Annotated in this window: 24 protein-coding genes and 1 pseudogene; 10 read left to right on the forward strand and 15 right to left on the reverse strand. The window is 56.7% G+C overall.

Going from position 1 to position 24,841, the window contains the following annotated elements:
• The first annotated feature begins 5 nt into the window (after positions 1-5).
• Positions 6-1,061, forward strand: a pseudogene (locus tag BN1124_RS07025) (phage integrase).
• Between the two features lie 331 nt (positions 1,062-1,392).
• Entirely contained in the window at positions 1,393-2,016 is a 624-nt protein-coding gene (locus BN1124_RS07035; RefSeq protein ID WP_042640358.1) for a glutathione S-transferase family protein, read from the forward strand.
• A gap of 183 nt (positions 2,017-2,199) precedes the next feature.
• Here BN1124_RS07035 and BN1124_RS21245 read toward each other — a convergent pair whose 3' ends face one another.
• A complete protein-coding gene (locus tag BN1124_RS21245) occupies positions 2,200-2,364 on the reverse strand; it encodes a hypothetical protein (protein WP_156128129.1) in 165 nt (54 codons plus the stop codon).
• A gap of 755 nt (positions 2,365-3,119) precedes the next feature.
• Here BN1124_RS21245 and BN1124_RS07040 point away from each other — a divergent pair.
• Positions 3,120-3,752 (forward strand): Ig-like domain-containing protein, encoded by a 633-nt coding sequence (locus BN1124_RS07040; RefSeq protein ID WP_082041474.1) that lies wholly within the window; start codon positions 3,120-3,122, stop codon positions 3,750-3,752.
• Between the two features lie 287 nt (positions 3,753-4,039).
• Complete coding sequence (locus tag BN1124_RS07045) at positions 4,040-4,327, forward strand: putative quinol monooxygenase (protein ID WP_042640361.1); 288 nt, start codon at positions 4,040-4,042, stop codon at positions 4,325-4,327.
• A 121-nt stretch (positions 4,328-4,448) separates the two neighbouring features.
• On the opposite strand, the gene BN1124_RS07050 is transcribed toward BN1124_RS07045, so the two are convergent.
• The 4 genes from BN1124_RS07050 to BN1124_RS07065 all read right to left on the reverse strand — a co-directional run bounded on the left by BN1124_RS07050 (position 4,449) and on the right by BN1124_RS07065 (position 6,736).
• Complete coding sequence (locus BN1124_RS07050; protein ID WP_042640363.1) at positions 4,449-4,697, reverse strand: GlsB/YeaQ/YmgE family stress response membrane protein; 249 nt, start codon at positions 4,695-4,697, stop codon at positions 4,449-4,451.
• Positions 4,698-4,823: 126 nt separating this feature from the next.
• Positions 4,824-5,549 carry a UDP-2,3-diacylglucosamine diphosphatase gene (gene lpxH / locus BN1124_RS07055; protein ID WP_042640365.1) on the reverse strand — a complete coding sequence of 242 codons (726 nt, stop codon included), beginning with the start codon at positions 5,547-5,549 and terminating at the stop codon, positions 4,824-4,826.
• Positions 5,550-5,562: 13 nt separating this feature from the next.
• Positions 5,563-6,249 (reverse strand): DUF4269 domain-containing protein, encoded by a 687-nt coding sequence (locus BN1124_RS07060; protein WP_042640367.1) that lies wholly within the window; start codon positions 6,247-6,249, stop codon positions 5,563-5,565.
• Positions 6,239-6,736 (reverse strand): peptidylprolyl isomerase, encoded by a 498-nt coding sequence (locus BN1124_RS07065; RefSeq protein ID WP_033131199.1) that lies wholly within the window; start codon positions 6,734-6,736, stop codon positions 6,239-6,241. The genes BN1124_RS07060 and BN1124_RS07065 overlap by 11 nt, the downstream gene beginning before the upstream one ends.
• A gap of 211 nt (positions 6,737-6,947) precedes the next feature.
• Between BN1124_RS07065 and cysS the strand changes: the two genes are divergently transcribed.
• The gene (gene cysS / locus BN1124_RS07070; RefSeq protein ID WP_042640369.1) at positions 6,948-8,324 is read left to right on the forward strand and encodes a cysteine--tRNA ligase; all 1,377 of its coding nucleotides are present in this window, start codon (positions 6,948-6,950) and stop codon (positions 8,322-8,324) included.
• Positions 8,325-8,994: 670 nt separating this feature from the next.
• Here the strand turns inward: cysS and BN1124_RS21250 are convergent.
• The 3 genes from BN1124_RS21250 to BN1124_RS07075 are packed head-to-tail and all read right to left on the reverse strand — an operon-like array spanning position 8,995 to position 13,324.
• Positions 8,995-9,441, reverse strand: a complete 447-nt coding sequence (locus BN1124_RS21250) for a hypothetical protein (protein WP_156128131.1) — start codon at positions 9,439-9,441, stop codon at positions 8,995-8,997.
• Complete coding sequence (locus BN1124_RS20795; protein ID WP_197066178.1) at positions 9,428-11,110, reverse strand: UvrD-helicase domain-containing protein; 1,683 nt, start codon at positions 11,108-11,110, stop codon at positions 9,428-9,430. The genes BN1124_RS21250 and BN1124_RS20795 overlap by 14 nt, the downstream gene beginning before the upstream one ends.
• Before the next feature lie 18 nt (positions 11,111-11,128).
• The gene (locus BN1124_RS07075; protein WP_042640371.1) at positions 11,129-13,324 is read right to left on the reverse strand and encodes an AAA family ATPase; all 2,196 of its coding nucleotides are present in this window, start codon (positions 13,322-13,324) and stop codon (positions 11,129-11,131) included.
• A gap of 1,469 nt (positions 13,325-14,793) precedes the next feature.
• Between BN1124_RS07075 and BN1124_RS07080 the strand changes: the two genes are divergently transcribed.
• Both BN1124_RS07080 and BN1124_RS07085 read left to right on the forward strand, forming a co-directional pair.
• Positions 14,794-15,810 carry a sensor domain-containing diguanylate cyclase gene (locus BN1124_RS07080; RefSeq protein ID WP_042640373.1) on the forward strand — a complete coding sequence of 339 codons (1,017 nt, stop codon included), beginning with the start codon at positions 14,794-14,796 and terminating at the stop codon, positions 15,808-15,810.
• Positions 15,811-15,956: 146 nt separating this feature from the next.
• Positions 15,957-16,244, forward strand: a complete 288-nt coding sequence (locus tag BN1124_RS07085) for a hypothetical protein (protein ID WP_042640903.1) — start codon at positions 15,957-15,959, stop codon at positions 16,242-16,244.
• 143 nt (positions 16,245-16,387) lie between these two features.
• On the opposite strand, the gene BN1124_RS07090 is transcribed toward BN1124_RS07085, so the two are convergent.
• The 7 genes from BN1124_RS07090 to BN1124_RS07120 form a co-directional block, all read right to left on the reverse strand.
• Positions 16,388-16,663: a hypothetical protein gene (locus BN1124_RS07090; RefSeq protein WP_042640375.1), complete on the reverse strand. Its 276-nt coding sequence runs from the start codon at positions 16,661-16,663 to the stop codon at positions 16,388-16,390.
• A gap of 289 nt (positions 16,664-16,952) precedes the next feature.
• Positions 16,953-17,735: a substrate-binding periplasmic protein gene (locus BN1124_RS07095; RefSeq protein WP_042640377.1), complete on the reverse strand. Its 783-nt coding sequence runs from the start codon at positions 17,733-17,735 to the stop codon at positions 16,953-16,955.
• Positions 17,736-17,865: 130 nt separating this feature from the next.
• Positions 17,866-18,363 carry a GDYXXLXY domain-containing protein gene (locus BN1124_RS07100; protein ID WP_042640379.1) on the reverse strand — a complete coding sequence of 166 codons (498 nt, stop codon included), beginning with the start codon at positions 18,361-18,363 and terminating at the stop codon, positions 17,866-17,868.
• An 85-nt stretch (positions 18,364-18,448) separates the two neighbouring features.
• Entirely contained in the window at positions 18,449-19,456 is a 1,008-nt protein-coding gene (locus BN1124_RS07105) for a DUF4401 domain-containing protein (protein WP_042640381.1), read from the reverse strand.
• 83 nt (positions 19,457-19,539) lie between these two features.
• Positions 19,540-20,478 carry a DUF2157 domain-containing protein gene (locus BN1124_RS07110; protein WP_042640383.1) on the reverse strand — a complete coding sequence of 313 codons (939 nt, stop codon included), beginning with the start codon at positions 20,476-20,478 and terminating at the stop codon, positions 19,540-19,542.
• Between the two features lie 249 nt (positions 20,479-20,727).
• On the reverse strand, positions 20,728-21,285 hold the full coding sequence (locus BN1124_RS07115) for a TMEM165/GDT1 family protein (RefSeq protein WP_042640384.1): 558 nt from the start codon (positions 21,283-21,285) through the stop codon (positions 20,728-20,730).
• Between the two features lie 254 nt (positions 21,286-21,539).
• Positions 21,540-21,869 (reverse strand): translation initiation factor, encoded by a 330-nt coding sequence (locus BN1124_RS07120; protein WP_042640386.1) that lies wholly within the window; start codon positions 21,867-21,869, stop codon positions 21,540-21,542.
• Positions 21,870-21,988: 119 nt separating this feature from the next.
• Here BN1124_RS07120 and BN1124_RS07125 point away from each other — a divergent pair, with 119 nt between their 5' ends.
• Genes BN1124_RS07125 through BN1124_RS07135 form a run of 3 tightly spaced genes read left to right on the forward strand, consistent with a single transcriptional unit; the run spans position 21,989 to position 24,775 of the window.
• On the forward strand, positions 21,989-22,216 hold the full coding sequence (locus BN1124_RS07125; protein WP_033131211.1) for a FeoA family protein: 228 nt from the start codon (positions 21,989-21,991) through the stop codon (positions 22,214-22,216).
• Between the two features lie 49 nt (positions 22,217-22,265).
• Positions 22,266-24,536 (forward strand): Fe(2+) transporter permease subunit FeoB, encoded by a 2,271-nt coding sequence (gene feoB, locus BN1124_RS07130; RefSeq protein ID WP_042640388.1) that lies wholly within the window; start codon positions 22,266-22,268, stop codon positions 24,534-24,536.
• The gene (locus BN1124_RS07135; RefSeq protein ID WP_042640390.1) at positions 24,533-24,775 is read left to right on the forward strand and encodes a FeoC-like transcriptional regulator; all 243 of its coding nucleotides are present in this window, start codon (positions 24,533-24,535) and stop codon (positions 24,773-24,775) included. The genes feoB and BN1124_RS07135 overlap by 4 nt, the downstream gene beginning before the upstream one ends.
• Positions 24,776-24,841 lie beyond the last annotated feature (66 nt).

Raw genomic sequence — 24,841 nt, forward strand, 5'->3', positions numbered from 1 at the left:
AGCAGATGAGTATCCGTAAACTCGACGACGGCAAGCCACTCCCCTGGATTGCCGATATGCGCCCAGGTGGCCGTGATGGTCCACGGCGCCGCAAGCGGTTCGCGACCAAGGCCGAAGCCACCGCGTGAGGGGCCTGGCAGCTTGAAGAGCATGCCGCCAAGCCCTGGTTGGGGGAGGGGGCGCCAGAGCGCGAGACTGACGATGCACGCCGGTTGGCGGATCTAGTCGAACGGTGGTACGGCTTGCATGGCCAAAGCCTGCGGGATGGTGAGCAACGCCGTTCCAAGCTGCTGTTGATCTGCGAGAGCCTGGGCAATCCGCTGGCTTGCGAGTTCACCGGCAACGACTTTGCCAAGTACCGGGAAGCGCGCCTTTCTGGGGCAGTGAGTGATCGCCGGGCGGCAACACAGGATGGCAAGGGGGTGAGTGCGTCGACGGTGAACCGGGATCATGCCTACCTGCGGGCCGTGTTCAACGAGCTCAAGCGACTGGGGGAGTGGACGGCAGAAAACCCGTTGGCTGGGATGCGGCTGTATCGGGTAACGGAGTCCGAGCTGGCGTTTCTGTACCCTGAAGAAATCAAGGCGCTGCTCGATGCCTGCGATTCAGCTAGCCACCCAGACTTGGGGATTGTGGTGCGGCTTTGCTTGGCCACCGGCGCTCGCTGGGGGGAAATACAAGACCTGAACCAGTCGCAGGTTGCCAACAACCGGTTGACGTTCACCCACACCAAGGGAGGTAAACGTCGAACCGTGCCCATCAACCAGGAGCTGGTTGACATCATCCCCAAGCGACGCGGCAAGCTGTTCAGTGAGTGCTACCACCACTTTGAATCGGCGATAAATCGGGCGGGGATTCAGCTGCCGGCAGGACAGAGCACCCATGTGCTCCGGCATACTTTCGCCAGCCACTTCATGATGAACGGTGGTAATATTTTAGTGCTGCAGAAGATACTTGGGCACTCGACCATCACCATGACGATGCGTTATTCGCACTTTGCCCCAGACCACCTCGAGGATGCTTTGCGGCTCAATCCGCTGACAGTGAACAAGCTGCGGTAGTGTCCACTTTTGATCCACACAGCTCACAGAACACCGCATTTTTCCGCATGATGGCGTGCACTTAAGTGACTGTTTTTGCGTAACTATTTGTTTTTAAAGGCCGAGAGCAGGCATTTAAAATCCCTCGCTTTTCGAGGCGTGCTGGTTCGATTCCGGCCTCGGCACCATTAAAATAAAAGGCTTACGAAGGCCACTAGAAATAGTGGCCTTTTTGTTTTTGGCCAATATCGCCAGAGCGGTGAAACTAGCCTGAGTGTCCGTTCGGATTTCTCCTTGACCGGCGCGGTGGCCTTCATGGAAGCTCATCTCTTTCCCATGGAAGGAGGAAGACATGTTACGGATACTGGGCAAGGCGTCGTCAATCAATGTGCGCAAGGTGTTGTGGGCCTGCGCCGAGATAGGTCTCCCGTTCGAGCGGGAGGAGTGGGGGAGCGGTTTTCAATCCACTCACAGCGCTGAATTTCTGGCGTTGAACCCGAACGCCATGGTGCCTGTGATCCAGGACGGCGACTTCACGCTGTGGGAGTCGAACACCATCATCCGCTATCTGGCGGCGCGCTATGGCGATGCCGCGCTCTATCCTACCGAGGCTCGAGCGAGGGCCATGGTCGATCAGTGGATCGATTGGCAGGCCTCGGATTTGAACAGTTCCTGGCGCTACGCCTTCATGTCCTTGATCAGGCATTCCCCTTCCCATCAGGACCCCGAGGCGCTCGGAGCGGGCTGTGTGCAGTGGTCCAGACACATGCAGATCCTCGAGCGACAGCTCGCATCAACCGGTGCCTATGTGGCGGGGAGCGGCTTCTCGCTGGCAGACATCCCCATCGGTCTGTCGGTCAATCGCTGGTTCGAAACGCCATTCGATCGCCCGTCATTGCCGGCAGTGAGCGACTACTACCAGCGGTTGAGCCGTCGACCCGGTTTTCGCCTCTATGGAAACAATGGGACACCATAAAGTGGACGGGATGGGGGCGGGAAGACTTTAAGATGATCTGCGTTGGCATTTGCCAAGTCCTCCGGCCTCGATGTCACCCAGAATATGCAGGGTGCAGGGTATAGGGCGTAGATGGTGGGGCAGTGAGCGCCGGCTCACTGCCGGCGCTCGTCTTACTTAGGCCCAGGGCATTGTTAAGGTGTACTAGGGCGCTTCGGATGGGTTGGTCAGGTAGCTACCACCGCCCATGCCACCGCCGCCGCCGTTGCTGCCACCATCGCCAGTGGGGGGCGGGCTAGTGCCACCGGAGGAGGCGCAACCGACCAGCAAGAGTTGTATTCCTATCAGGCAAATCTTCCAGCTTTTCATGACCATGTCCTCTACTGCTTGCTTGTCCAGTGGCCGGGCTGGACAAATCGGTCGAACTGAACAAGGCAACGCTGAGTTTAGTCCAGCTACCCCTCAGGCATGAGGCCGCCTCGGCCAAAGACTGCTGGTTGCCGAGATCCCTGTGAGAGGGCGATCTGGCAAGGCGGCTCCCAATACATCCCAGCTTTGCAAGCCGCTCGCCAGCAAGGGTGAGCGGCTATTTCCCTGCAGGCAATCCATCTGAGGCTATCCAACTCAATATCGGCGGAAGATAGGGCTGGATAGAACAAAAAAGACTCAAGCATCTGCTATGGCGCTGGCGTGGCCAATGGGGTCTCAATCCCCGCGATCCCTGCTTGCCGTTTCCCGGACCACCTGCCGCAACCTCAATCAACCCAGGCTCTATCGAATCAATCTGATAGCGCGAGGCTGCAGGGCAGGGTTATGCATGTCATGGAGGAAAGGGGGGATCAGGTTGGCAAGAAGATCGTCGGAAGGCAGTAGCCGAGCGGGGCTATGGCCCATGGATGGCTTCCCGTTTGGCGCCGTGGCGGCCACGCAGAGCGCTGAAAGCTGTCATACGCTTGACGCTTTATCACAAAGGAACCCCTCGCTTGTGCATCTGACGACGTCAGATCAGACAGGAAGACAATGAACGAACACCAACCTCAAGGAATCCATCATGAGTGTGCTCAATATGAGATATGTGCTCCTCAGCACAATGGCGCTGCTGCTAGGCATGTGATACCGAAACCATGGTGCCCGTCCCCAGTGGGAGCGGAGGGGGCAATGGCACGGGCACAAGGCAGATCACCAACCTGCAAATTACCCCCTCACAGAGCCGTATCCCGGCAGGATTGCAACAGCAGTTTATGGCAAAGGTCACCCTGGATGATGGCGCCATAACGGATGTCACCGGTGGTGTAAGCGTGCAGTGGAACAGCAGCGATGCCAGCATAGTCACCGTCGATGGGACAGGGCGTGCGACCGCGGTTGGGGCCGGGATAGCCAGCATCAAGGCCACGACGACCGAGAACGGCAAGGTATTGGAGGCCAGCGCCCGGTTGGAGGTGACGGATGCCGTGGTCACCGACCTGGCCCTGACCCCGACGACAGCCTCCAGCATGTCGCCCTCGGCGTCACAACCTATCGTCACCACCGTCTTTGTCGCCAATGGGACACTCTCTGATGGCAGCCTGCTCGACCTGACCAACAACCCGGCCCTGAACTGGATCAGCAGCGATGAGGCGGTTGCCACCGTCAGCAACACCGTCGGCGGTAAAGGGGTGGCGACCACCGTTGGGGCCGGCATCACCACTGTCACCGCGAGCGGGATACTCAATGGGCAGAACTTCAGTGCAACCGCAGACTTGACCGTGACCCCGTGACTGGCGTCGTGGTAACGGGTAGTACCTTACCAGTGTGACCATGACGGCAGGGCGCTGGCTCTGCCACCTCTTTTCCCCCTCCATTCTCTTCTCTCTTCGTTCCACTTCACATTGCGAGTCCGATCGGGTCAGGTCGTGCGCCTTGTGGCACCGCCATCGATCTTGCCGCGCCTGTCTGATCATGATGCATCGCCCCGGTTCCCAGCACAGCAGCGCTCGCGTCGGGCGGCGGGCTGGGCTAGAGTCGGCCTCCTGGATTGTCGTCAGGCTGAACAAGGAGACCACTTATGTTGAAAGTCATTGCGCAGGATTTTATCAGGCTGGATCGCCTCGAGGAGGTCATGCCCCTGTATCGGGAGCTGGTGGAGAAGACCAGGGCGGAGCCGCTGTGCCTCTCTTATGAGCTGTGCATCGATCAGAAAGATCCCGGTCACTTCGTGTTCGTGGAGGAGTGGCCAGACAGGGCGGCTCTGGATGCGCACTGCGCCACCGAGCATTTCCAGCGGCTGGTGCCCCAGATCGATCGGCATCAACGGCAGCCCGGCACCTTTCTGCTGATGGATGTGTTCGCCTGATGCCGCACTGAGCCGGCCATCAGGTTGGCGAGCGCCCATAAAAAATCCGAAACCCAAGGTTTCGGATCCTGGCCCAGCGGGGGCACACACAGTTTGTGCTGGAAGGGAGGCTCTTGGCCGTTTAGCTGCGTACCTTGTTATAGATAAACAGTACGATCAAGGCGCCGACGGTGGCGATAAGGATGCTCGGCAGATTGAAGCCGGTGACGGTGCCCATGCCCAGCAGGGTACTGACATAGCCGCCTACCATGGCGCCGATCACACCCAGGATCACCGTCATGAAGAAACCACCACCATCCTTGCCCGGCATGATCCATTTGGCCAAGATGCCGACGATCAATCCCAATACAATCCAGGTAATAAATCCCATTGCTTCATCCTCGCTGTGTGGAGAGATCTAGAGTATACGCAGCGGATCGGATTGTATCGCGGCCGGGGTCCCCGTTGGTCAGAAATGGTCATATGAGAACCTATCGCCCTCTAGGATGTCGACCGCTCACGAGAGTGTGCGGGTCTCCAGCCGCTGTCCTGCCGGCGAGCAGATCAAGACAGATCCCTGCTCGAACCAGTCTCCCAGCACGATGCGTCGCGCCCCCTTGCCGTCCAGCTTGAAGTCGTGGATGGCGGGCCTGTGGGTGTGACCGTGGATAAGGGTGTGGCAGTCGTGCGCTCGCAGCAACTCGTCCACCGCCGCCGGGGTGACATCCATGATGAACTGCTGCTTGCTGGCATTCTCCATCTGGCTTTTACCCCGCATCTTGCAGGCGATGCGCTGGCGACGGCCGAGGGGCAGGCGCAGGAACAGCCAACGCAGCCACTTCAGCTGGGTGATGCGGCGAAACTTCTGGTAGTCGACATCCTGGGTACAGAGCAGATCGCCGTGGCTGAGCAACACCCGCTCGCCGTAGAGCTCGATGATGCAGGGATCGCCGAGCAGGGTCATGCCTGCCCGCCTGGCAAATTGCCGGCCGAGCAGGAAGTCGCGGTTGCCGTGGATGAAGTAGATGGGCACCCCTTGCTGGCTCAGCGCGAGGAAGGCGTCCGCCACCTGGCCGTGGAGCGGGTTGGGGTCGTCATCGCCAATCCAGAATTCGAACAGATCCCCCAGCACATAGAGCGCATCGGCGCCGGGAGCGTCCTGCTCCAGGAAGTGCACCAAGGCGGCCGTCATGTCGGGCCGGGCGTTGCTTAAGTGGATGTCACTGATAAAGAGGGTGCTCATGAGGTCCAGGGCGTCATGGTAAGGGGTTGTCCTCGAAACGGGGGACATGGGTGAGGGGAGAAGATTGCCAGATGAGCCGATCCAGATCGACCCCTTCCAGTGTCAGCAGCGCCAGATAAGGATCGCCGGGCAGCCCCAGCAGCTGGCAGATGGCCGCCTCTCCCTTGAGCCCTTGCTCGAGGCGAAGGTGCAGCACAGCCCGATAAAATCCCCAGCCGAAGTGTTCGAGCAGGGCCGCCATCAGGCTGAGGTGGCGCCAGCCGTTGCGTGTTGCCAGGGGAGAGGGGGTGACATAGAGCTCGACGGGCCAGACTTCGCCATCGGGGCCGGTCAGCGTGCGCTCCAGCAACCATACCCGATCCCCCTTGTCGCTGGCCTGCCAGCCCTGAGGGGCAAGCAGGGCGGCCAGCTCGGCGGGGTCGCTATGTTGGCAGAGAACATCGAGATCGCTGCCCGGTCGGTCGAGCCCGATGGCGACCGTGCTCACCAGTGCGAGATCCTGGCAGAGGCGTTGCAACTCATCCCAGAGCCCAGAGGTGAGCAGGGCATGGGCCGAACGCTGACGCTCGTTGCCAAGCGTCAGATAGTCGAGACGGCGCCAGTTCTGGGCCAGGGGCGAAGGAGTGCCCCGCGCAGATGGAAAAACTGCGGCCGGGGCCGCAGTTTCGTCGCTACGCAGCAGACAACAATCAGTCGGCAAGGGTGACCTTGGTGATGACGACGTTCTCAACCGGTACATCCTGGTGCATGCGGCCGGAGTTACCGGTCTTGACGCCCTTGATCTTGTTGACCACGTCCATGCCGGCGGTCACTTCGCCGAACACGCAGTAGCCGAAGCCCTGGGTGGTCGGGGACTTGAAGTCCAGGAAGTCGTTGTTGTTCACGTTGATGAAGAACTGGGCGCTGGCAGAGTGCGGCTCGGAGGTGCGGGCCATGGCGATGGTGCCAATCTTGTTGGACAGGCCGTTGGCCGCCTCGTTCTTGATGGGAGCGCGGGTCTCTTTCTCTTCGAAGCCGGGGGCATAGCCGCCGCCCTGGATCATGAAGCCGTCGATGACGCGGTGGAAGATGGTGTTGTCATAGTGACCGTCACGGCAGTATTGCAGGAAGTTGGCCACGGTTTCCGGGGCTTTTTCCGCATTCAGAGTCAGGGTGATGTCGCCGTGGTTGGTGTGCAGAGTAACCATGATATGTCCTTTCAGTGATATGCGAGCACGAGTCGGCTCGCAGCTGTTGCATGGGTTGTGGCATAAAGTGGTGGCAATTCTAGCCCAACAAGGCCGCCCGGCATAGGGCTGACATGGCGTGAACGCCAGATCCGGCGCGTTTGCGCCTCGTTTTCTCCACCGGATGCGGTTAGAATGTCAGACCATTTTACTCACAGGCAGTGGTCATAAGATGCTGAAGATCTACAACACACTCACTCGTCAAAAAGAAGAATTCAAACCTATCCACCCGGGCAAGGTGGGCATGTATGTGTGTGGGGTCACCATCTACGATCACTGTCATATCGGCCACGGTCGCACCTTCGTCGCCTTCGACGTGGTGGCCCGTTACCTGCGCTACAGCGGCTATGAGCTGAACTACGTGCGCAACGTCACCGACGTGGACGACAAGATCATCAAGCGCGCCGCCGAAACGCGCGTTACCTGTGACGATCTGACCGAGCGGCTGATCGGCGACATGCACGCCGACTTCGATGCCCTCGGTATGGTGCGCCCGGACGTCGAGCCTCGCGCCACCCAACACATCCATGAAATCATCGATCTGGTCGAGACCCTGATCGCCAAGGATCACGCCTACGTGGCGGACAACGGTGACGTCATGTTCATCGTCGAGTCCTTCGCCGACTACGGCAAGCTCTCAGGGCAAGATCTGGAACAGCTGCAGGCCGGTGCCCGGGTCGACGTGGTGGATGCCAAGCGCAACCCGCTCGACTTCGTGCTGTGGAAGATGTCCAAGCCCGGCGAGCCGACCTGGGACAGCCCCTGGGGTCCGGGTCGTCCCGGCTGGCACATCGAGTGCTCCGCCATGAACTCCAAGCACCTTGGCAACCACTTCGACATCCACGGCGGTGGCTCGGATCTGCAGTTCCCGCACCACGAGAACGAAATCGCCCAGTCCTGCTGCGCCCACGGTGGCGACTACGTCAACACCTGGATGCACAGCGGCATGGTGATGGTGGACAAAGAGAAGATGTCGAAATCCCTCGGCAACTTCTTCACCATCCGGGATGTCTTGGCTCATTACGACGCCGAGAGCGTGCGCTACTTCCTGATGTCCGGCCACTATCGCAGCCAGCTCAACTACTCGGAAGACAACCTGAAGCAGGCCCGCGCCGCCCTGGAGCGGATGTACACCGCCCTGCGCGACTTAGCCGTGGTGCCCGCCGCCGGTGGCGAGGAGCAGGTGGCCCGCTTCAAGGAGGCGATGGATGACGACTTCAACACCCCGGAAGCCTACTCCGCCCTGTTCGACCTGGTGCGCGAGATCAACCGTCAGAAGGCCGAAGACCTGGCTGTTGCCGCCGGCCTGGGTGCCCGTCTGCGTGAACTCGGTGCCGTGCTCGGCATCTTGCAGCAAGACCCGGATGCCTTCCTCAAGGGCAACGACGCCGACGAGGAAGTGGCCGAGATCGAGCAACTGATCGCCCAGCGCAATCAGGCTCGTGCCGACAAGAACTGGGCCGCCGCCGATGCCGCCCGCAACCGTCTCACCGAGATGGGCATAGTGCTGGAAGACAGCGCCGGCAAGACCAGCTGGCGCCGTGCATAAGGCCGCTGGCTCTGTTGGAGCCAACCGGTTGACCCAATAAAAAACCGCAGCCCTTGGGCTGCGGTTTTTGTTTGTGCTTTTTTCCTCGGAGCCTCTTAAGCCTTTGCTGTCTCCGCTCTGATCCCCTCTCCCCTTGCGGGAGAGGGCCAGGGTGAGGGGAGCTAACGTCATTCCCTAGCGGAATGTCATCCAACGCCTACATGGCATGGCTTCGCCATGCAGGACGCGAGGGCCTTGCCCTCGACAGGGTTTCGCCCGCCCTTCGGGCTGGGGCGAGTGACTTTGGAAAGACCCGCTCTTTATTGGCAAATAACACCAAAGGTCTTCTCCCCCGGCAAACCGCCCGCTTCGCAGGTTCCCTCGTCTCGTCCAACGGGTCGGACGGAGCGCCGCAGACGGCACATCCCTGTGCCGACTGCGGCTGCGCCATCATCCCTGATGGCGCTCCTGACCCGTTGAACTCGACTCAGCGGTTTGCAGGGGGAACTAAAGCCGTGCCCGCCTGTGGCGTTATTTTTCTGGTCGACGGTTTATTACTCCGCAGGGGAAGAGCGGTGTAAGGGGTTGGCGAAATAGTTTTTTAGTGGGGGTAGAAGCGTGTTTGGGAAATCGAAATTAATACTGTAGCCTTGAGACGCAGTATTATTTTGGAGAATTAAATCGCCATAGGTTATGAACTTTTCCATGGTTCAATTTTTTTGAAGATTTTATTTAGACCACCTTCTATTTCATCAATATCATCTAAATAAAGAACCCATAAATTTTTAATCGCCCTTGAGCACGCAACATAAATTAAATTTCTAGTATTGAAAATATCATCATCATCAGGGGTGGGCAAGGTAGTTTCATCTGTTGATGCTCTATATAAGAAAAATTTTTTAAATTTATCCCTTCCTTTACTATTTCGACCAAAGCTATGTTCCATAATAATAGCTACATTACGATATTCTTCACCTTTCGTTCCGTGGTATGTGTGATATCTTATAGGGCCAGAAATAGTTTCGTTAATATAATTGACCCAGAGGGCCCAGGTTTCGAGTCTGATATTTAGAATGTTGTCGACTCTTGCTATCTCTAGGTCATCATTTTCATGCCCATCTTCACTACGGGGTAACATTAGTTACTTTCAGTAAATACTTTATAAATGATTGAATATTGTTATGTTTCAGTACGTCATCAAAATTTGAGCCCAAAAAAGAATTTATAAAAACATTTAAAGGGGGGGGATTGGGACTATCAATATAGTAGTTTGAAATTTCAGATAGGAAGCCACCTAATGTTATGGCTTTAAATGCACGCATCTTTTTTAGAAAATCACTAGCTTCCGAAAACTTAACTATTCTGCCCTTATCGCCAAAAAGTTCGTAGTATGTTGAATTATGATTATTAACCAATAAATAAAGATTGATTATCTTATATATGATTCGTATGGTGGGGTCTAATTTATCAAGTTCATTGGATAATAACTTTGTATTCAAATCATCATAATATATATTCTCTGCCAGTTTAAATGCATCATAAATATCACCAAATCCATTCATCTCAGCCATTAATTTGTTTGTTAGTACCAAACAGTCAATACCATCATCATCTCCAACTTGAACCATATACTTCTCTATAAATTTCTTTGCTATATCAAGTCGAGTCTTATCATTTTCAGGATATGGTGCGTAATAAAATATGACATTTCCTTGGTTCCTGCCATCATTGATTGGGACTTGAGAGATATCATCATTTCTTATTGCGTTAGCTGTATCGATTATTTGTAGGTGTGAACGGCGATTATATATTTTGGTTATGGTTTTTAAATCGCTATAAAGAGTTTCAAGCTTAATACCTATGCCATCAGGATAGATGGTCTGAGCAGTATCACCAAAATATCCTACTAACCAATCCCTTTTCTTATTGGTAGAGAAGTCATATATTAGCCTTATTAAATTCACTACATGTTTATTGGTGTCTTGGTATTCATCAATAAAAAAATATGGATATTTGTCAATAATCAATCTACTTAGCAATGGATAAGTATTAATGAGGCTATACGAATACTCTAATAAAGTATCGTGACTAAATCTCATTTTATCTAATCTATCTGCGTTAAACTTATTATCGTAAATGACCGCTGTATAGCCATTTTTATATGACTTTATATTTTCAATGCACTGAGTATATCGATCTTTCCTGTATATGCGCTTTGCTACTTCTTGAAATACCTTGTAGTTCCTTAGCCATGAATGGATTTTACTTTTACCGTACTTATCTTCAAAGGGTGTATAAGCGGCTTTGAAAGTTGCTGAATTTGAGTTTTGATGTGCATAATAAATTTCTTTGGTATTTCTGATTAGTTCGATACAAGAATTTTGGTCTTCTAGTGATAAAAGAGTAAAAAAACCAAGTTTGTCATTTGGATCACTCGATAACTCTGCATCTAGTTTCTCTAGTTCGCTACTGATCTTGCTAAGATGAATCAAGACAAGTTCTGACTGAAATCTTTGAATAATTGACCAGAGCATCTCATGTATTGTTGAAACTATAACAGTATCTGAATTTCCGAGTCGAGTTCTTATTTCATTTACAGCAACGTTAGTATATGTAATACATACCATTTGTTGATTATTATTGCGAAGGCGTTCAAAGTTATTTCTTAGTATATATTTCAAACATTCTATCAATGCATAGGTTTTTCCTGAACCTGCACCGGCACTAAATATGAAGCTATCATTTCTGTCTATGGTATCAAATAAGGTCTGAGTGACTTGAGCTTCATCTATTAATTTATTGGACATTGCCAACCTCATATAAGACTATTCTGATAATTTATTTTTTACCCAAGCAAACCCATCCAAAATATATCTAGGTAGTGTTGGGTAGCTATTGTCGTCTGAAATGATAGATTGATAGAGTAACTCACCAGAAAAGTCACTTTTACTATCTGAAAGTGCACGTTGAATTTCAAACGACCTGTGTTTCAATGCCTCGAAATTTATAGTACTTTTAGCTTTTACAATCTGATGATATGTGCGTGGCTTGCAGGACTCTAGAGCTGAATTTAGGATTGAGTTATTAAAGTTTTCAAGTATAAATGCTTCTTCCAAACTAGTTGCATAATAATCATTGATTATGTCTTTCTGAAAAACAACAAAAATATTTTCATCATTAATATAGCCTATATTTTTCAGATCTTTTTCTGCAGATACAGAAGGGTTTTTGTTCATGAAAAATTTTATAGTTGCATTTGTAGTCTGGAATCCATCCAAATCTTTTATCTGAGAGTAATTTATTTTTTCTTTAATTTCAGGTGTGTCGGCAATGTCTTTCTTATGTCCACAAATTATACAATCGTCATCAGATATATTATGGGGCTTGTTTTTTTGACAGGGAGACCTTTTAATATCTAAGTCCGTGATAATTAAACATGGGATTTTTAATTTTTTTGCTAATGGGAAATAAACTTTCCCATGCGCTCCATTTATATTAAAAATAGATATGTAGTTATTTTTTAAAATCGGGTCTTTATCTATGTAAAACTGAAGAAGGGTTTCTTCAGTTGCACCTTCAACAAAAATAATTGCATCAGCGAAAAATAGCTCGGAAACTTTATATTTTATATGTTTTTTAATAAATTTAAGATCTTTTCTATCGTCTAAATCAGCTGATATAACATCATCATTTAAATTTATAACGTTGGCTGATTTATCTATAATGTTGAGATAGTTAATGTTATTAAACGAGTTGCTGCTATGTATCTTACTATTGACAATGTGAGATGAGTGGGTAGTTATAGCTATTTGGCAATTTAATATTTTGCTATCCTCATCAGAACCTTTAGAAATTTCCAAAGCCTTTTGTACTGCATTATCAATTCTGTTGATGAAAAACTCTTGCATCTGAGGATGCATAAATGCTTCTGGCTCTTCTATAAACAGTAAATTAATAGAACTGTTTTGGCTATCTTTTTTATAACTATCAACATAGTAAATAATCTCGCCGATAATGTTTAAAAGATTGATGTAGCCTAGTCCAAACTGACTTTCAGGTATGTAATCGCCATTGTCAGAAAAATTATACTTTATTAGTTCTTTCACGACTTTATCATAAGTAACGTTGCCACTTAAATTCAAGTCGACATGGTTTTTATCCTCTATTTGTGTGAGCACAGATGAAACCTTATCACTTTTTGCCTTTATTTTTTCTGTTAATACTTGGTTTATACCACTGACTTCCGTTTTCAAAATTCCTTTGTTAGTTGAATCATTGTCAAACTGGAATTTAATAATCTTATTGAAAACCTCACTTAAAACACCATTTTTTAAATGCCTGTTAGCTTTAATTTCTCTAAGGTTAATTAGCTCTTTTAATGAAAACTTTTTCGCCTCATGTCCATTGGAGTTGTAGTATTTTATAGTGAAAAGTTTTTTCTCAGAGTCCTGATTTAGAAAATCAGATGATTGATCTAATAACTCGTAAAATAATTGAATGCTTTCATTGCGGCTTAAACTATGCATCTTGGAGTATTCAACCAGTTTTATTATTGCATCTTTATAAACTGATGCTTCAGTAATCTCTATTCTTATTTTTATTAAAATACTGTTCAATCCATCAGTGCGAGCCTGTGTATGGGCAAATTCTATTAAGCCAGACATAAGGTCGTTTTTATCCATGTCAACCACGACTTTAATAGTAAAAGCTAACTCTGGTAGGCTAATGTTTACATCATCTGTAGTAAGGTATTGATCGTGTAGTTCTGATAAGTAGTTATTATTGAAATCGGTAGAGCGGGGTTGCCGATTCTCGTGTATTAGTTTTAATGCATTGGCTATAGTTGTCTTGCCAGCATTATTTTTACCAATGATAAGCGTTGTAGATGGGCCAATAACTGACTTTGGATTATCTACATTTTGTTGCGTAGTGGTAATGTTACTTGGCTCTACAAATCTCACTAGATTGTTTTCGTTTCGAAATTTTCTGTAGTTTTCAATTTTAAGGCTCTCTAAATACACTGTAATCTCTCCTAATATATTGTTATATATTATTTCAGGGCCGTAGGTTCGATTAGAACGTTCGAGAAATAAGGTCGTTATCACTACTAAATACTCACTATCGGGCCTTCAATATAAAACTATTCCCCGATAGGGATGGATGCCGCTTGCTGTTGTACTTACAATGATTTTTCACCTATGAAACCATTTCGATGATGCCTGTTGCATAGGTGTGGCAATCTGATTCCATCATGGGGTGGGCGAGGGGTTGGTTCTGAGATAACACCCCTCCCGATCTTTGCCCCGAATAGACAGGGACTGTTACTGCGGTGCAATGCGCTGCGCTTATTGCCCCCTACGCCTGTTAACCGGGTTGGGTGTTGCCCCTGTTGTTCGCCGAGGTGAGTCCGTTTGTCCAGGCCGCGAGGCAGGACGCCGAGCGAGCGCCGCTGGGCCAGGGATGGCCCATCGGCGCGTGCCGTGGGACAAACGGGTGAACCGAGGGAACCCGACGCAGGAGGGCGAACAAGCGGGGGAGAAGACTTTTGGTGACTTTGGGTCTTTCCAAAGTCACTCGCCCAGCCGCGCAGCGGTGGCGAAACCCCGTCGAGGACGGCGTCCTCGCATCCTGCATGGGATAGCCATGCCAAAAGAGGCTAGCAACCCCTCACCCTAACCCTCTCCCGCAAGGGGGGAGGGGATCGCCTCGGTGCAATGCGCTCCGCTTATTGCACCCTACGTCTCTCCCGAAGGGGGAGAGGGATCGTTACCGCGGACGATTACGCTGCGCTAATCGACCCTACTGGTGAAGCCATGCCAAAAGAGGCTAGTGACCCCTCACCCTGACCCTCTCCCGCAAGGGGAGAGGGGATCGCCTCGGTGCAATGCGCTCCGCTTATTGCACCCTACGCCTCTCCCGCAGGGGGAGGGAATAATGACTGCGGACGATTAGGCTGCGTTAATCGACCCTACTGGTGAAGCCATGCCAAAAGAGGCTAGCAACCCCTCGCCCTGACCCTCTCCTGCAAGGGGAGAGGGGATCTCCTCGGTGCAATGCGCTTCGCTTATTGGCACCCTACGCAGCGGCGGGTGGCACCCGTCGAGGACGGCGTCCTCGCCCCTTGCCGCAGGTGCGGGATGCCGGGCTGGCATCCGCCAGAGTCGCTACCGCCCCTGGCTCTCGCTACCACAATGCGCCGCTGACCCTGGCATCGGAAAAAGGGGGCCAACGGGCACCCGCTACCATCCTACGGAGCCGGCTTGGCTCTATCCACGAAATTAGTGATGCCAATGTCAGAATTGAGCGGTTTTTTGCGCTGGCTCAACATTGTGGCCGCGAGCGAGTCAGATTGCCGGGAAAAGCCGTGGCGGCGGGCCGGCCAAAGTGTGAAGAGGCCCGGATTTCCCCGGCCCGGGCCCTTGCCCCGCTTGTGGGGGAATGCCCCCTTGGTTATGGTGTGCGGGTATGACATGCAAGCTGGGAGATGTGCATGGACAAAATATTGCAGGCCCTGTCGAAGCAGGTCACACAGGCGCGGGATCTGGAGAGCCTGACCCGGCCGCTGCTGGAGATGCTCGAGGCGGTGACCGGGCTGGAATCGACCTATCTGACCGAGATCGATCTGGGGGAGGGCAAGCAGAGCATTCGCTATGCCCGCAACGTGGCGGAGCTGCAGATCCCGGAGGGGATCACGGTGGACTGGAGCGATACCCTGTGTCGGCGCGCCATCGACGAGGGGCGAATGTATACCGACAACGTCGCCGACTGCTGGGGTGATTCGGATGCGGCCAGTGCTCTCGGCATTCGCACCTATCTGAGCAGCCCGGTGCGCACGCCGTCTGGCTCCCTCTATGGCACCCTGTGTGGCGCCAGTGCGGGGCAAAAGCCCCTGGTGGCGGGCTCGGAGCACCTGATCGCCTTCTTCGCCCGGCTGATCGCCGAGCACGTGGAGCGGGAGCAGTTGCTGCAGCAGTTGCAGCAGGCGAACCACGAGCTGTCGCGCCAGGCCCTGTGCGATCCCCTGACCGGGCTGCCCAATCGCCGGGCCCTGATGCACGAGCTCAACCGCCTGTTCTCTCTGTCGGAGCGGGCCGGCCACCCGGTGCTGATCGCCTTCATCGATCTCGATGGCTTCAAGGCCATCAACGACAACCACGGCCATGACACGGGCGACTTGCTGCTGCAAGCCGTGGCGCGACAGCTGGAGTCGGCCCTGCGCAGCGGCGATCTGCTGGCGAGGGTCGGGGGAGATGAGTTCGTCGCCGTGGGCATGGGGCCTCTCCATGGCGATGACAATGTCGATGCCGCCGTGCACTGTTTCCAGCGTCGGCTGTTCGAGCAGAGCGTGGTCCAGCTGCCGTTGACGCCCGAGGGCTTCTATTACCCCGGCGCCAGCGTGGGGGTGGTGGCGGTCGATCCTGCGCACACCAGCATCGACGACGCCCTGCGTCAGGCCGATGCGAGCATGTACGAGATCAAGCGCCAGCGCCGCGCGCGGGCTTCCTGAGAGGGGGTTGCCTGCCAAACCGGTAAGTTGAGCGAACCTAGCTCCTAGGGGAGGGGGAACATATGGCGGCGAATGCGCCGCACATTGCCGCCTTTTCGCCATCGATGTTAGGATGCTTGCCCCACATCAACCCGGATCTCTTCGCCATGGCAAACCGGTTTATCAGCAGTTATCGCGCGCTGGCGTCAAAAGCGGCCGCGCTCTTTGCCGAGCTCTCGGAGTTTCAGCAGCGCATCTGGGTGGTCAGCATCGTCAATGACGCCTACACCGACACCTTCATCGTCAACGAGGGCAGCTTCGAGGAGCCCATGCAGTGGATGATCCGCAAGGGATATGACGCTGGCATGGTGCAGCAGGTGGATCAGATGCGGCGCTCACAGGCTATTCAGATCGAGCTGGGCAGCGCCAGCCACCGGCTGATGCGGGTCAAATAGCCGACGCTCTCCCGACTCCTCGCCATTTTGCTTGAACAGGCCCCCGAGTGGCGCTCAAGGGACTAGGGAGGGTTACCATCCGCCTCACCCCATGACATCTTCTATGCCATTTCCGCTCGGAAGTGGTGTTCCCAGCTGCCTCTTCACGATTTTTCTGTGGTTCTCTCTGGTTTCTGTGCCCCCGAATAGATGCAAATAGCGGAGTTGTAGCCGTTATAGGCCACGGCGTAATTGAAGTCGCAGAAATAGGCCGGGTGCTTGGTGGCCACGGTGTCGCCTGCCTTGCATTGCTCCTGCATGCTTTCGACCAGGGAATCGTTGTCGGCCCCCAGACATGCCTTGCCGGTGGTCTTGTCGCCACATCCCGCCAGCAGGGCGCAGAGGGCGATCCCGGCTAACAGCTTCCATTGATGGTTCATCGTTGATCCTGACTGTTTGAACTGACGGGCAGGCGGTCTGTCTCGCCGTGCCGGGTTGCGGCCGCGCGCTGGGTCTTTGCCCTGAGCTGGCGGCAGATAGCGCGCCTATCTTACGGAGCCGGGACTGTCCAATCTACCCCCATGGCTGCTGCAAGTGCCTAAATCCTATGGTGTTATGAGCGATCTCAGGTGCTGGCGGAACATGGCGCGGCGAGCCGCGGGTTAACGCAGGCTCAGTGCATAGGAGTGAGCGGCAAGGGCGCCTTGCTGGTGGTGAGGCAGGCACTCTCTAGGGCGTCGGGAAGTACTTGTGCTGGAGCTGCAAAAACGCCTCGCTGGCCAGCACCTGGGTCAGGCCGCGCTGGAACTCCTTGACCAGCGCATCCTCGACGGGATGGCTGAAGGCGAAGCAGAACTGCTCCGAGCTCAGCACCCAGGCGACCTTGAACTGGGCGGGATCCAGCTGCTGGTTGTGGATCAGGTCCTGCATCGTGGTCTTGTTGGTGGAGACGAGATCGACCCGGCCCGAGGTGAGCATTCGCAGGGCCTGGGAGAGGCGGTTGGCTGCCATGATCTTCTGCTCATCGAAGCCGCTGTTGAGCAGGAGCTGCTCCCCCACGTCGGTGCGCACGGCGCCGATGTTGTAGCGCTGGGCGTCCTCCAGCTTGCCGATCTGAATGTTGCGCTCCGCCAGCCCCATCAGCACTATCTCGGCATAACCGATGGGGCAGGCCCACTTGAACAGGGGATCCCGCGCCTCGGTGCGGGCGGTGGAGAAGAGCACGGCGTTGGGTTTCTGGGTCAGCAGGTAGTAGCCCCTGGCCCAGGGCAGCATGCTGATCTCCTGCGGAGGGGTGCCTGTCTTCTGCCACACCAGTTGCAGCAACTCGACGGCCAGGCCGCTGGGCTTGCCGTCTTCGCCGGTGAAGTTATAGGGTCTGTACTCTTCGGTGAGGTAGTGCAGCTGGCCGAGTGCCGGGCTGGCCTGGGCCCTGCTTGTCCCGCCCCAGCAGGCGGCGGCGAGGGCGGCGGCGAGGGCGGCGACTGTGACCAAGGGTATCCATCTTCTCATCCCGACCATCCTGAGGCTGTGTGCGCACCTCAAGTGTAGTCAGGCCGTTCAGGCCGCCGCCCGCACGGCCTAAACGGCGCCAGCCCCGCGAGGGGGCTGGCGCATCGAATCGATGTGGGGAGAGGGGCGGCTACCAGGCCGCCCGAACATGGCCGATGGGCTTGAACTGCTCGTCGCGCAAGCCGACCAGCAGGGTCTTGCCATCGGCCTGCAACCTGAGCTCGCCATAGCGGGCCGCCTCGAACTGCTCCCCCGTCCCTTCCTCGAAGAAGTAAGCATCCGGCCCTATCCGCCACTGACCATCCTGACGGCGAGCCTGCAACAGGCGCTGATCCGCCAGGAGCGCCTGCGCCTTGCCGTCGGTTACCCAGTGCGCCACCTGGTGCTCATCGAGCCGGATGATCAGGGTATCGGTCGCCGCCTTTTCCTGGCCCAGGCTCACCAGCTGGCGCGCTATTTCGTAGTTCAGCCGCATGTAGTCTCCCTGCATCAGGGAGCGGGGATCGACGGGGGCGAGGCGCAGCAGCACCACCTCGCCGCTGCTCATGGCGTGCTCGAAACGCCAGACGCTGAAGTTGATGCCCGCCAGGATGGCGAGGCCGGTCAACATAAGGGCGAGGCGCCTCATGATGGTGCCCTCCCGTTCAGCATTTTCAGTCGTTGATGAGCCCCGATCAGCAGGGCGAGGCCAGTCAGCACAGGGGCGAGGCGGCTCATGATGGGATCTCCCTGTTCAGCATTTTCAGTAGCTGGCGAGCCCCGAGCAGCAGGGCCCCCGAGCCCAGCAGCAGCCAGGATTTGGTCATCAGAGTCAGCCCGAGATCGTAGTAATAGAGGGAGCCAAAGCCGAGCAACAGCAGGCCCGCCAGGGTCATCAGCCCGAGGCTGCCGGCATAGAAACCGAGCACCAACACCAGGGCGCCGGCTCCCATGCCGGGAATGATGGCGCTGATCAGCACCAGCGGCAGGCCATAGAGCAAGGGCAGCTTCAGTTTCACCATGACCCCGAGCAGCAGGGCCGCGCACAGCACGGGGTTGAGCCAGAGCGGCAGGCGGGAGAGCCCCAGCTCGTCGAGCACGCTGCCACCGCTTTCCCACAGCGGATGGTGCAGGCGGCCCAGCACCAGCAGGGAGAGGGCCAGCCCCAGGGTGAGGGATTCATAGAGCTGATGGCGGGTCGGTTGGCGCTCGGCCAGCAGCCAGCAGGCGGTGATCGCCGCCATCACCAGCGGCAGGGCCAGCAGTTGCAGGCCGAGGCAGGCCAGCCCAAGGGTGAGCAGCAGGGCGGCGGCGAAGCTGTGAAAAAGCCGCACCAGCCAGTGCTCGAATAGGGCGGCGATGCCCAACGAGAGCAGGCAGAGACCGAGCCAGAGGGGGGCCGAGTGCAGATCGATCCTGTCGATCAGGCCATAGAGCAGCCAGGCATCGGCGGCGAGCGCGAGCGCCAGCACGAACTGATCCCAGAGATCATTGCGTTTGGCCTGGCGGTTGAGGCCGAGGGCCGCGGCCATCAGGATGGCACCCATGACGAGGGCGTGGTTGGCCTCACGGATGAAGTCGTCGAAGGCCATAAACAGGAAGAACAGCAGGAAGAGGGCGGCTATCCAGCCCACCATGCCGAGCAGGAAGCGGCTCGACCAGTGGGGTTGATCGTCGAGGGGCGTCTCGCCCTCGACCAGATCCGCGGCCCGCAGCCGCTGCCAAGGAGTCAGCTCAGCCATGGAGCCTCCGTTGTTGCAAGGTGGTGGTTAGCGATGCCGCAGTGGTCAGGCTGGCGATGAGCCGGGATTGCCAGAGAGTGAGATTAACCATGGAGCCTCCGTTGTTGTTGCAGCCAGCGGCTGGCGACCACCGAGAGGCCGATGGCGATAAGGCTCAGCAGCAGGAAACCGTTCACGTCGGGCTCCATCCACTTGCCAAGGGCCGCAAGAATGACGGCGATGAGGCTCAGGCACCCCATGGCGAGCCCGGCGATGAATCTGTGGTGCCAGCGCAGATAGGCGGCGACGAGCCAGCCGATCCAGGCGGGCCAAACCCAGGGGGAGGCGGCATCGAACAGTGCCAGCAGGGCGAGCAAGGTGACACCGAGCCCGGCCGCCAGCCCGGCGAGCCAAGAGGGCATCAGCTTGAAGCGGGCGGGCACCAGCAGCAGCGCGCCCCAGAGCGCGGCGTTGAACAGGGTCAGGCACCAGCCGAGGGCCTGCTCATCGAACGCGAAGAAGAAGCCGAACAGGCCGAGCCGCCAGTAGAGCACCAGCGCCAGCTGGCCGAGCAGCCAACTTAAGGTCCAGAGCAGCGGGCTCATGCCGAGCGCCGCCAGAGGCAACAGCAATAGGGCCCAGGTGGCGAACAGCTGCCAGGGATCGGCGCCGGTCTGATAGGTCTGGCCCACCAGGGCCAGCAGGGCGCCTATGTTGAGGGCCACCGCCAGCAGCAGGGCCTGGCGAGGGGTGTCCGTCATGGGTTTGCGCCACAGCAGCACCAGCATGGCGAGCAGGGGCAGCTCCAGCAGGGCGAGGCGGGAGAGGCGACCGAGCTCCTGCCAGTTGAAGGCGACGAAGAACACCAGGCCGGCGCCCAGACACAGGCTGCCGAGCCAGAGCAGCAGCCTGTCGAACAGCCATTGCCAGCGCGCGCTTGCGGGGGGAAGGCCCATCAGCGCCAGGGCGGCCGGCAGGTTCGCCGGTGCGAGGCGGCCGCGTCTGACCCAGTCGAGCAGGGTCTGTCTTGAGGTGAGGTGCATGGCGAGGCTCCCAAGTGCCTGTCTGTGCTTGTGTTTGTCGCATTATGGCACGGTGCGGCGGCCCGGGGCAGACCCCGACCGGGTGGATGCGACAGTGGCCAGGTTGTGGGGAGAGCGGCATGGGCGGCCAGGGGGAGACAACAGGGAGGCACAAAAAAGCCCCGATCTCGGATCGGGGCTCGATGAGGCTGGCGCTCTGGTGGGGTAAGTCAGTGCTCACGCTGACCTCCCTACCTTATGAGGGCCAACTCAGACGAAGAGCAGGGTACTGACGCCGAGCCCCACGAAGAGCACGGCGCAGGCGATGCGGATCCCCTTGAGGGGCAGCTTGTCGGCGCCGAGCTTGCCGAGCATCACCACGGGCACGTTCGCCAGCATCATGCCGAGGGTGGTCCCCGTGATGACCTGAGTGAGGGAGTCGTACTTGGCCGCCAGCAGCACTGTGGCTATCTGGGTCTTGTCCCCGATCTCGGCGATGAAGAACAGCACGAAGGTGGCCATGAAGGGGCCGTACTTGTCGAGGGAACTCTCCTCATCGTCCATCTTGTCCGGCACCAAAATCCAGACAGCCATGGCGATGAAGGCCGCCGCCACCAGGTAGGTCATCACCTTGGGATCCAGCCAATTGCTGATGAACCCGCCTATCCAGGCGGCACCCGCGTGGTTGAGCAGGGTCGCCGCCAGCATGCCGGCGATGATGGGCCAGGGTTTCCGAAAACGACAGATGAGCAGCAACGCCAGGAGCTGGGTCTTGTCGCCAATTTCGGCGATGGCCACGCTCAGGGTTGAGGTTAACAAGGCTTCCATAAAAAATAACCGGGGGACGGAATTGTTATACCTATGACAAGCCTGCGCTATCCGTCCCCGGTATTGGCACTGGCCCGTCAAAGGTCTTGTCAAATCCGGCATTGCCCGGATCATCCTGACCATGGTGAGTTGGCACCAAGTATGTTGATCAGGATCGCGCGTCGGTGTTGGCTAACAGCGCAACCGGCGGCGAGACTACTCCCCCTCGATGGGAGCGGGCATTCTAGGGAAAAAGCCGAGAGGAGACAAGTGGATCAGCCGCCCACCAGCTTGACGCTGAAGCCGGCCTTCTCCAACTCGGCTTTGATCAGGTCCCGTTTATCCCCCTGGATCTCGATGATCCCGTCTTTCAGACCACCGCCGGTACCGCACTTCTTCTTGAGCAGGGTCGCCAGTGTTTTCTGCTGATCTGCCGGCACGCCGTGGATGGTGATGACGCCGGCGCCCTTGCGGCCCTTGGTCTCGCGGCGAATGCGCACCACCCCGTCGGTGGGGAAGGGAGAGGCGGGTTGGGCGCTGGTGGATTCCTTGATCATGCCGCCGTCCGTGCTGTAGACCAGGCGGTTGTTGTTGTCTGGGGTCATGGTAAATCTTTGTGAGTTAGCTGAGCGGAGTTTGATTTTACGCAAATAAAAGTTGGGGGCACAGCTTATAATTCCCCGACTAAAAGCGAATTATTCTTGTTTAACTTCAGGAGTCAGTCATGGTTCTTACGCAGTTGTCGCCGGGGCAGAGTGCTCGCATCAAGAACATGAACCAGTTGACGCGCCCGCTACGACGCAAGCTGATGGTGATGGGCCTGCTGCCTCAGACTGAAGTCATCTATCTGCGCACGGCGCCGCTGGGTGATCCGCTCCAGATCCAGTGCCAGGGCATCTGTCTCTCCATGCAAAAGAGCCTGGCGCAGCAAATAGAGGTGGAGGTGTTATGAACCCCTTTCAACAGCAGAGCCTGATACAACGCATCGAGGTTAAACCGGCATGAGCTACAACCTGGTTACCGTCGGCAATCCCAATAGCGGCAAGACCTCGCTGTTCAACGCCCTGACCGGTGCCCGCCAGCAGGTGGGCAACTGGAGCGGGGTCACCGTCGACAAGAAGATGGGCGAATTCTCCGCCGGGGGCCACGACTATCAGCTGATGGACCTGCCCGGCATCTACGCCCTGGCCAATCAGGAGGCGAGCCTCGACGAGCAGATCGCCAGCCGCTTCGTGCAGGGCCAGCAGCCGGACTTGCTGCTCAACGTCATCGACGCCGCGAACCTGGAGCGCTCCCTCTACCTAACCCTGCAACTGCGCGAGCTGGGCCTGCCCATGGTGGTGGTGCTCAACAAGATCGATCTGCTGCAAAAACGCCGGGTCACCATAGACGAGACCCTGCTCGCCCAGGCGCTCGGCTGCCCCGTGGTGTCGCTGTCTGCCCACAATCGTCAGCAGGTGGCGGCCTTCAAGGCGCAGATCCAGCAGTTCATCGGCAAGCCCCAGCCCGCGCTGGTGCTCGACTACGGTCAGCCGCTGGAGGCGGACATCGCCGAGCTTGAGACCCTGCTCGCCCCCCATCATCTGGCCACCCGTGGTCGCGCCCTGCGCCTGCTGGAAGAAGACATCGCCATGCAGGAGACCCTGCAGGCCGGTCAGCAAGCCGCGGCCAGCAACCTGGTGCAGCGTGCCCACAACGCCCAGGACATCGATCTGCAGCTGGCGGATCTGCGTTACGGCCACATCCATCACTGGGCCCAGCAGGCGTGCCAGCAGAAGGGCAAGCTCACCGTCGCCCAGAGCGAGTGGCTGGACAAGGCGCTGCTCAACCGCTGGATAGGCATCCCCTTCTTCTTGTTGGTGATGTACCTGATGTTCATGTTCGCCATCAAGGTGGGCAGCGCCTTCATCGACTTCTTCGACATCATGGGCGGCGCCCTGTTCGTGGACGGCATTCACCACCTGCTGGGGCTGGTGGATGCCCCGGACTGGCTGGGAGCCGTGCTGGCGGACGGCATCGGCGCCGGCCTGCAGACGGTGGCGACCTTCATTCCGGTGGTGGGCTGCCTGTTCCTGTTCCTCGCCGTGCTGGAGAGCTCCGGTTATCTGTCGAGAGCCGCCTTCGTGGTGGATGCCCTGATGCGCCGCCTCGGCCTGCCCGGCAAGGCCTTCGTGCCCATGCTGATGGGCTTTGGCTGCACCGTGCCCGCCGTGATGGCGACCCGCACCCTGAATTCCGAGCGCGAGCGGCTGATGACCTCGGCCATGGCGCCCTTCATGTCCTGCGGCGCCCGTCTGCCGGTCTATGCCCTGTTCGCGGTGGCCTTCTTCCCCGAATCCGGTCAGAACCTGGTGTTCGGCCTCTATCTCTTCGGCATCCTGGTGGCGGTGCTCACCGGTCTGTTCCTGCGCAGCACCCTGTTGCCGGGCAAGAGCGAGTCCATGGTGATGGAGATGCCGGACTACGAGTGGCCCCGTCCGGTGGACGTGGGGATCCGCACCTGGCAAAAACTCAAGGCCTTCATCTTCGGCGCGGGCAAGACCATAGTGCTGATGGTGGCGGTGCTGAGCGTGCTCAATTCCCTCGGCACCGACGGCAGCTTCGGTAACCAGGATCAGGAGAGCTCGGTGCTGAGCAAGCTCAGCCAGACGGTGACCCCTGTGCTGCATCCCATCGGCATACGGGAAGACAACTGGCAGGCGACGGTCGGCATCCTGACCGGCATCTTCGCCAAGGAGGCCGTGGTGGCCACCCTCAACAGCCTCTACGCCGGCAACACCGGGGATGAGGAGGAGAGTGAATACTCCCTGCTGGGCAGTCTGCAGGAGGCGCTCGCCACCATTCCCGCCAACCTGGCCGACATCGATCCGAGCGATCCCATGGGGCTCAAGGTGGGCGAGCTGGAAGACCAGCAGGCGGCCGCCGAGGCCCAGGAGGTCGACACCTCCACCTACGGCAACATGCAGACCCACTTCGACGGCATGGCCGGGGCCTTCGCTTACCTGCTGTTCGTGCTGCTCTACATGCCCTGCGCCGCCGCCATGGGCGCCCTGGTGCGGGAAACCGGTCGTCAGTGGGCCCTGTTCACCGCCGCCTGGTGCAACTACACGGCCTTCCTGTGTGCCACCGTCTTCTATCAGCTGGCCACCTTTGCCGCGCACCCCGAGCAGAGCCTGCTGTGGGTCGCGAGCTATGCGCTCTCCCTGGTGCTGCTCTGGTGGTTCGGCCGTCGCCACGGCGACATAGTCGCGCGCAAGGTGGTGACTCTATGATCTTGCGGGAACTGGGTGACTACCTCGCCGTGCAGCAGAGGGTGAGCAGGCGGGAGCTGGCCCGCCACTTCCACACCTCGGAGGATGCGGTGGAGGCCATGCTCGGCGTCTGGATGCGCAAGGGCCGCGTCGCCAAGCGGGAGACCCAGGTGTGCGGCGGCAGCTGCTGCGGCAAGAGCCAGGAGGTGATGTTCGAGTGGTGCGAGCCCGGCCAGATAGGGCTGGTGCAGCGCAGCTGAGGCGCCGCACCTCGAATGAAAAAGACCCGCCATCGGCGGGTCTTTTGCTTTCTGCATCCTGGCCAA

This window comes from Aeromonas eucrenophila, from assembly GCF_000819865.1.
Taxonomy (GTDB): Bacteria; Pseudomonadota; Gammaproteobacteria; order Enterobacterales; family Aeromonadaceae; genus Aeromonas; species Aeromonas eucrenophila.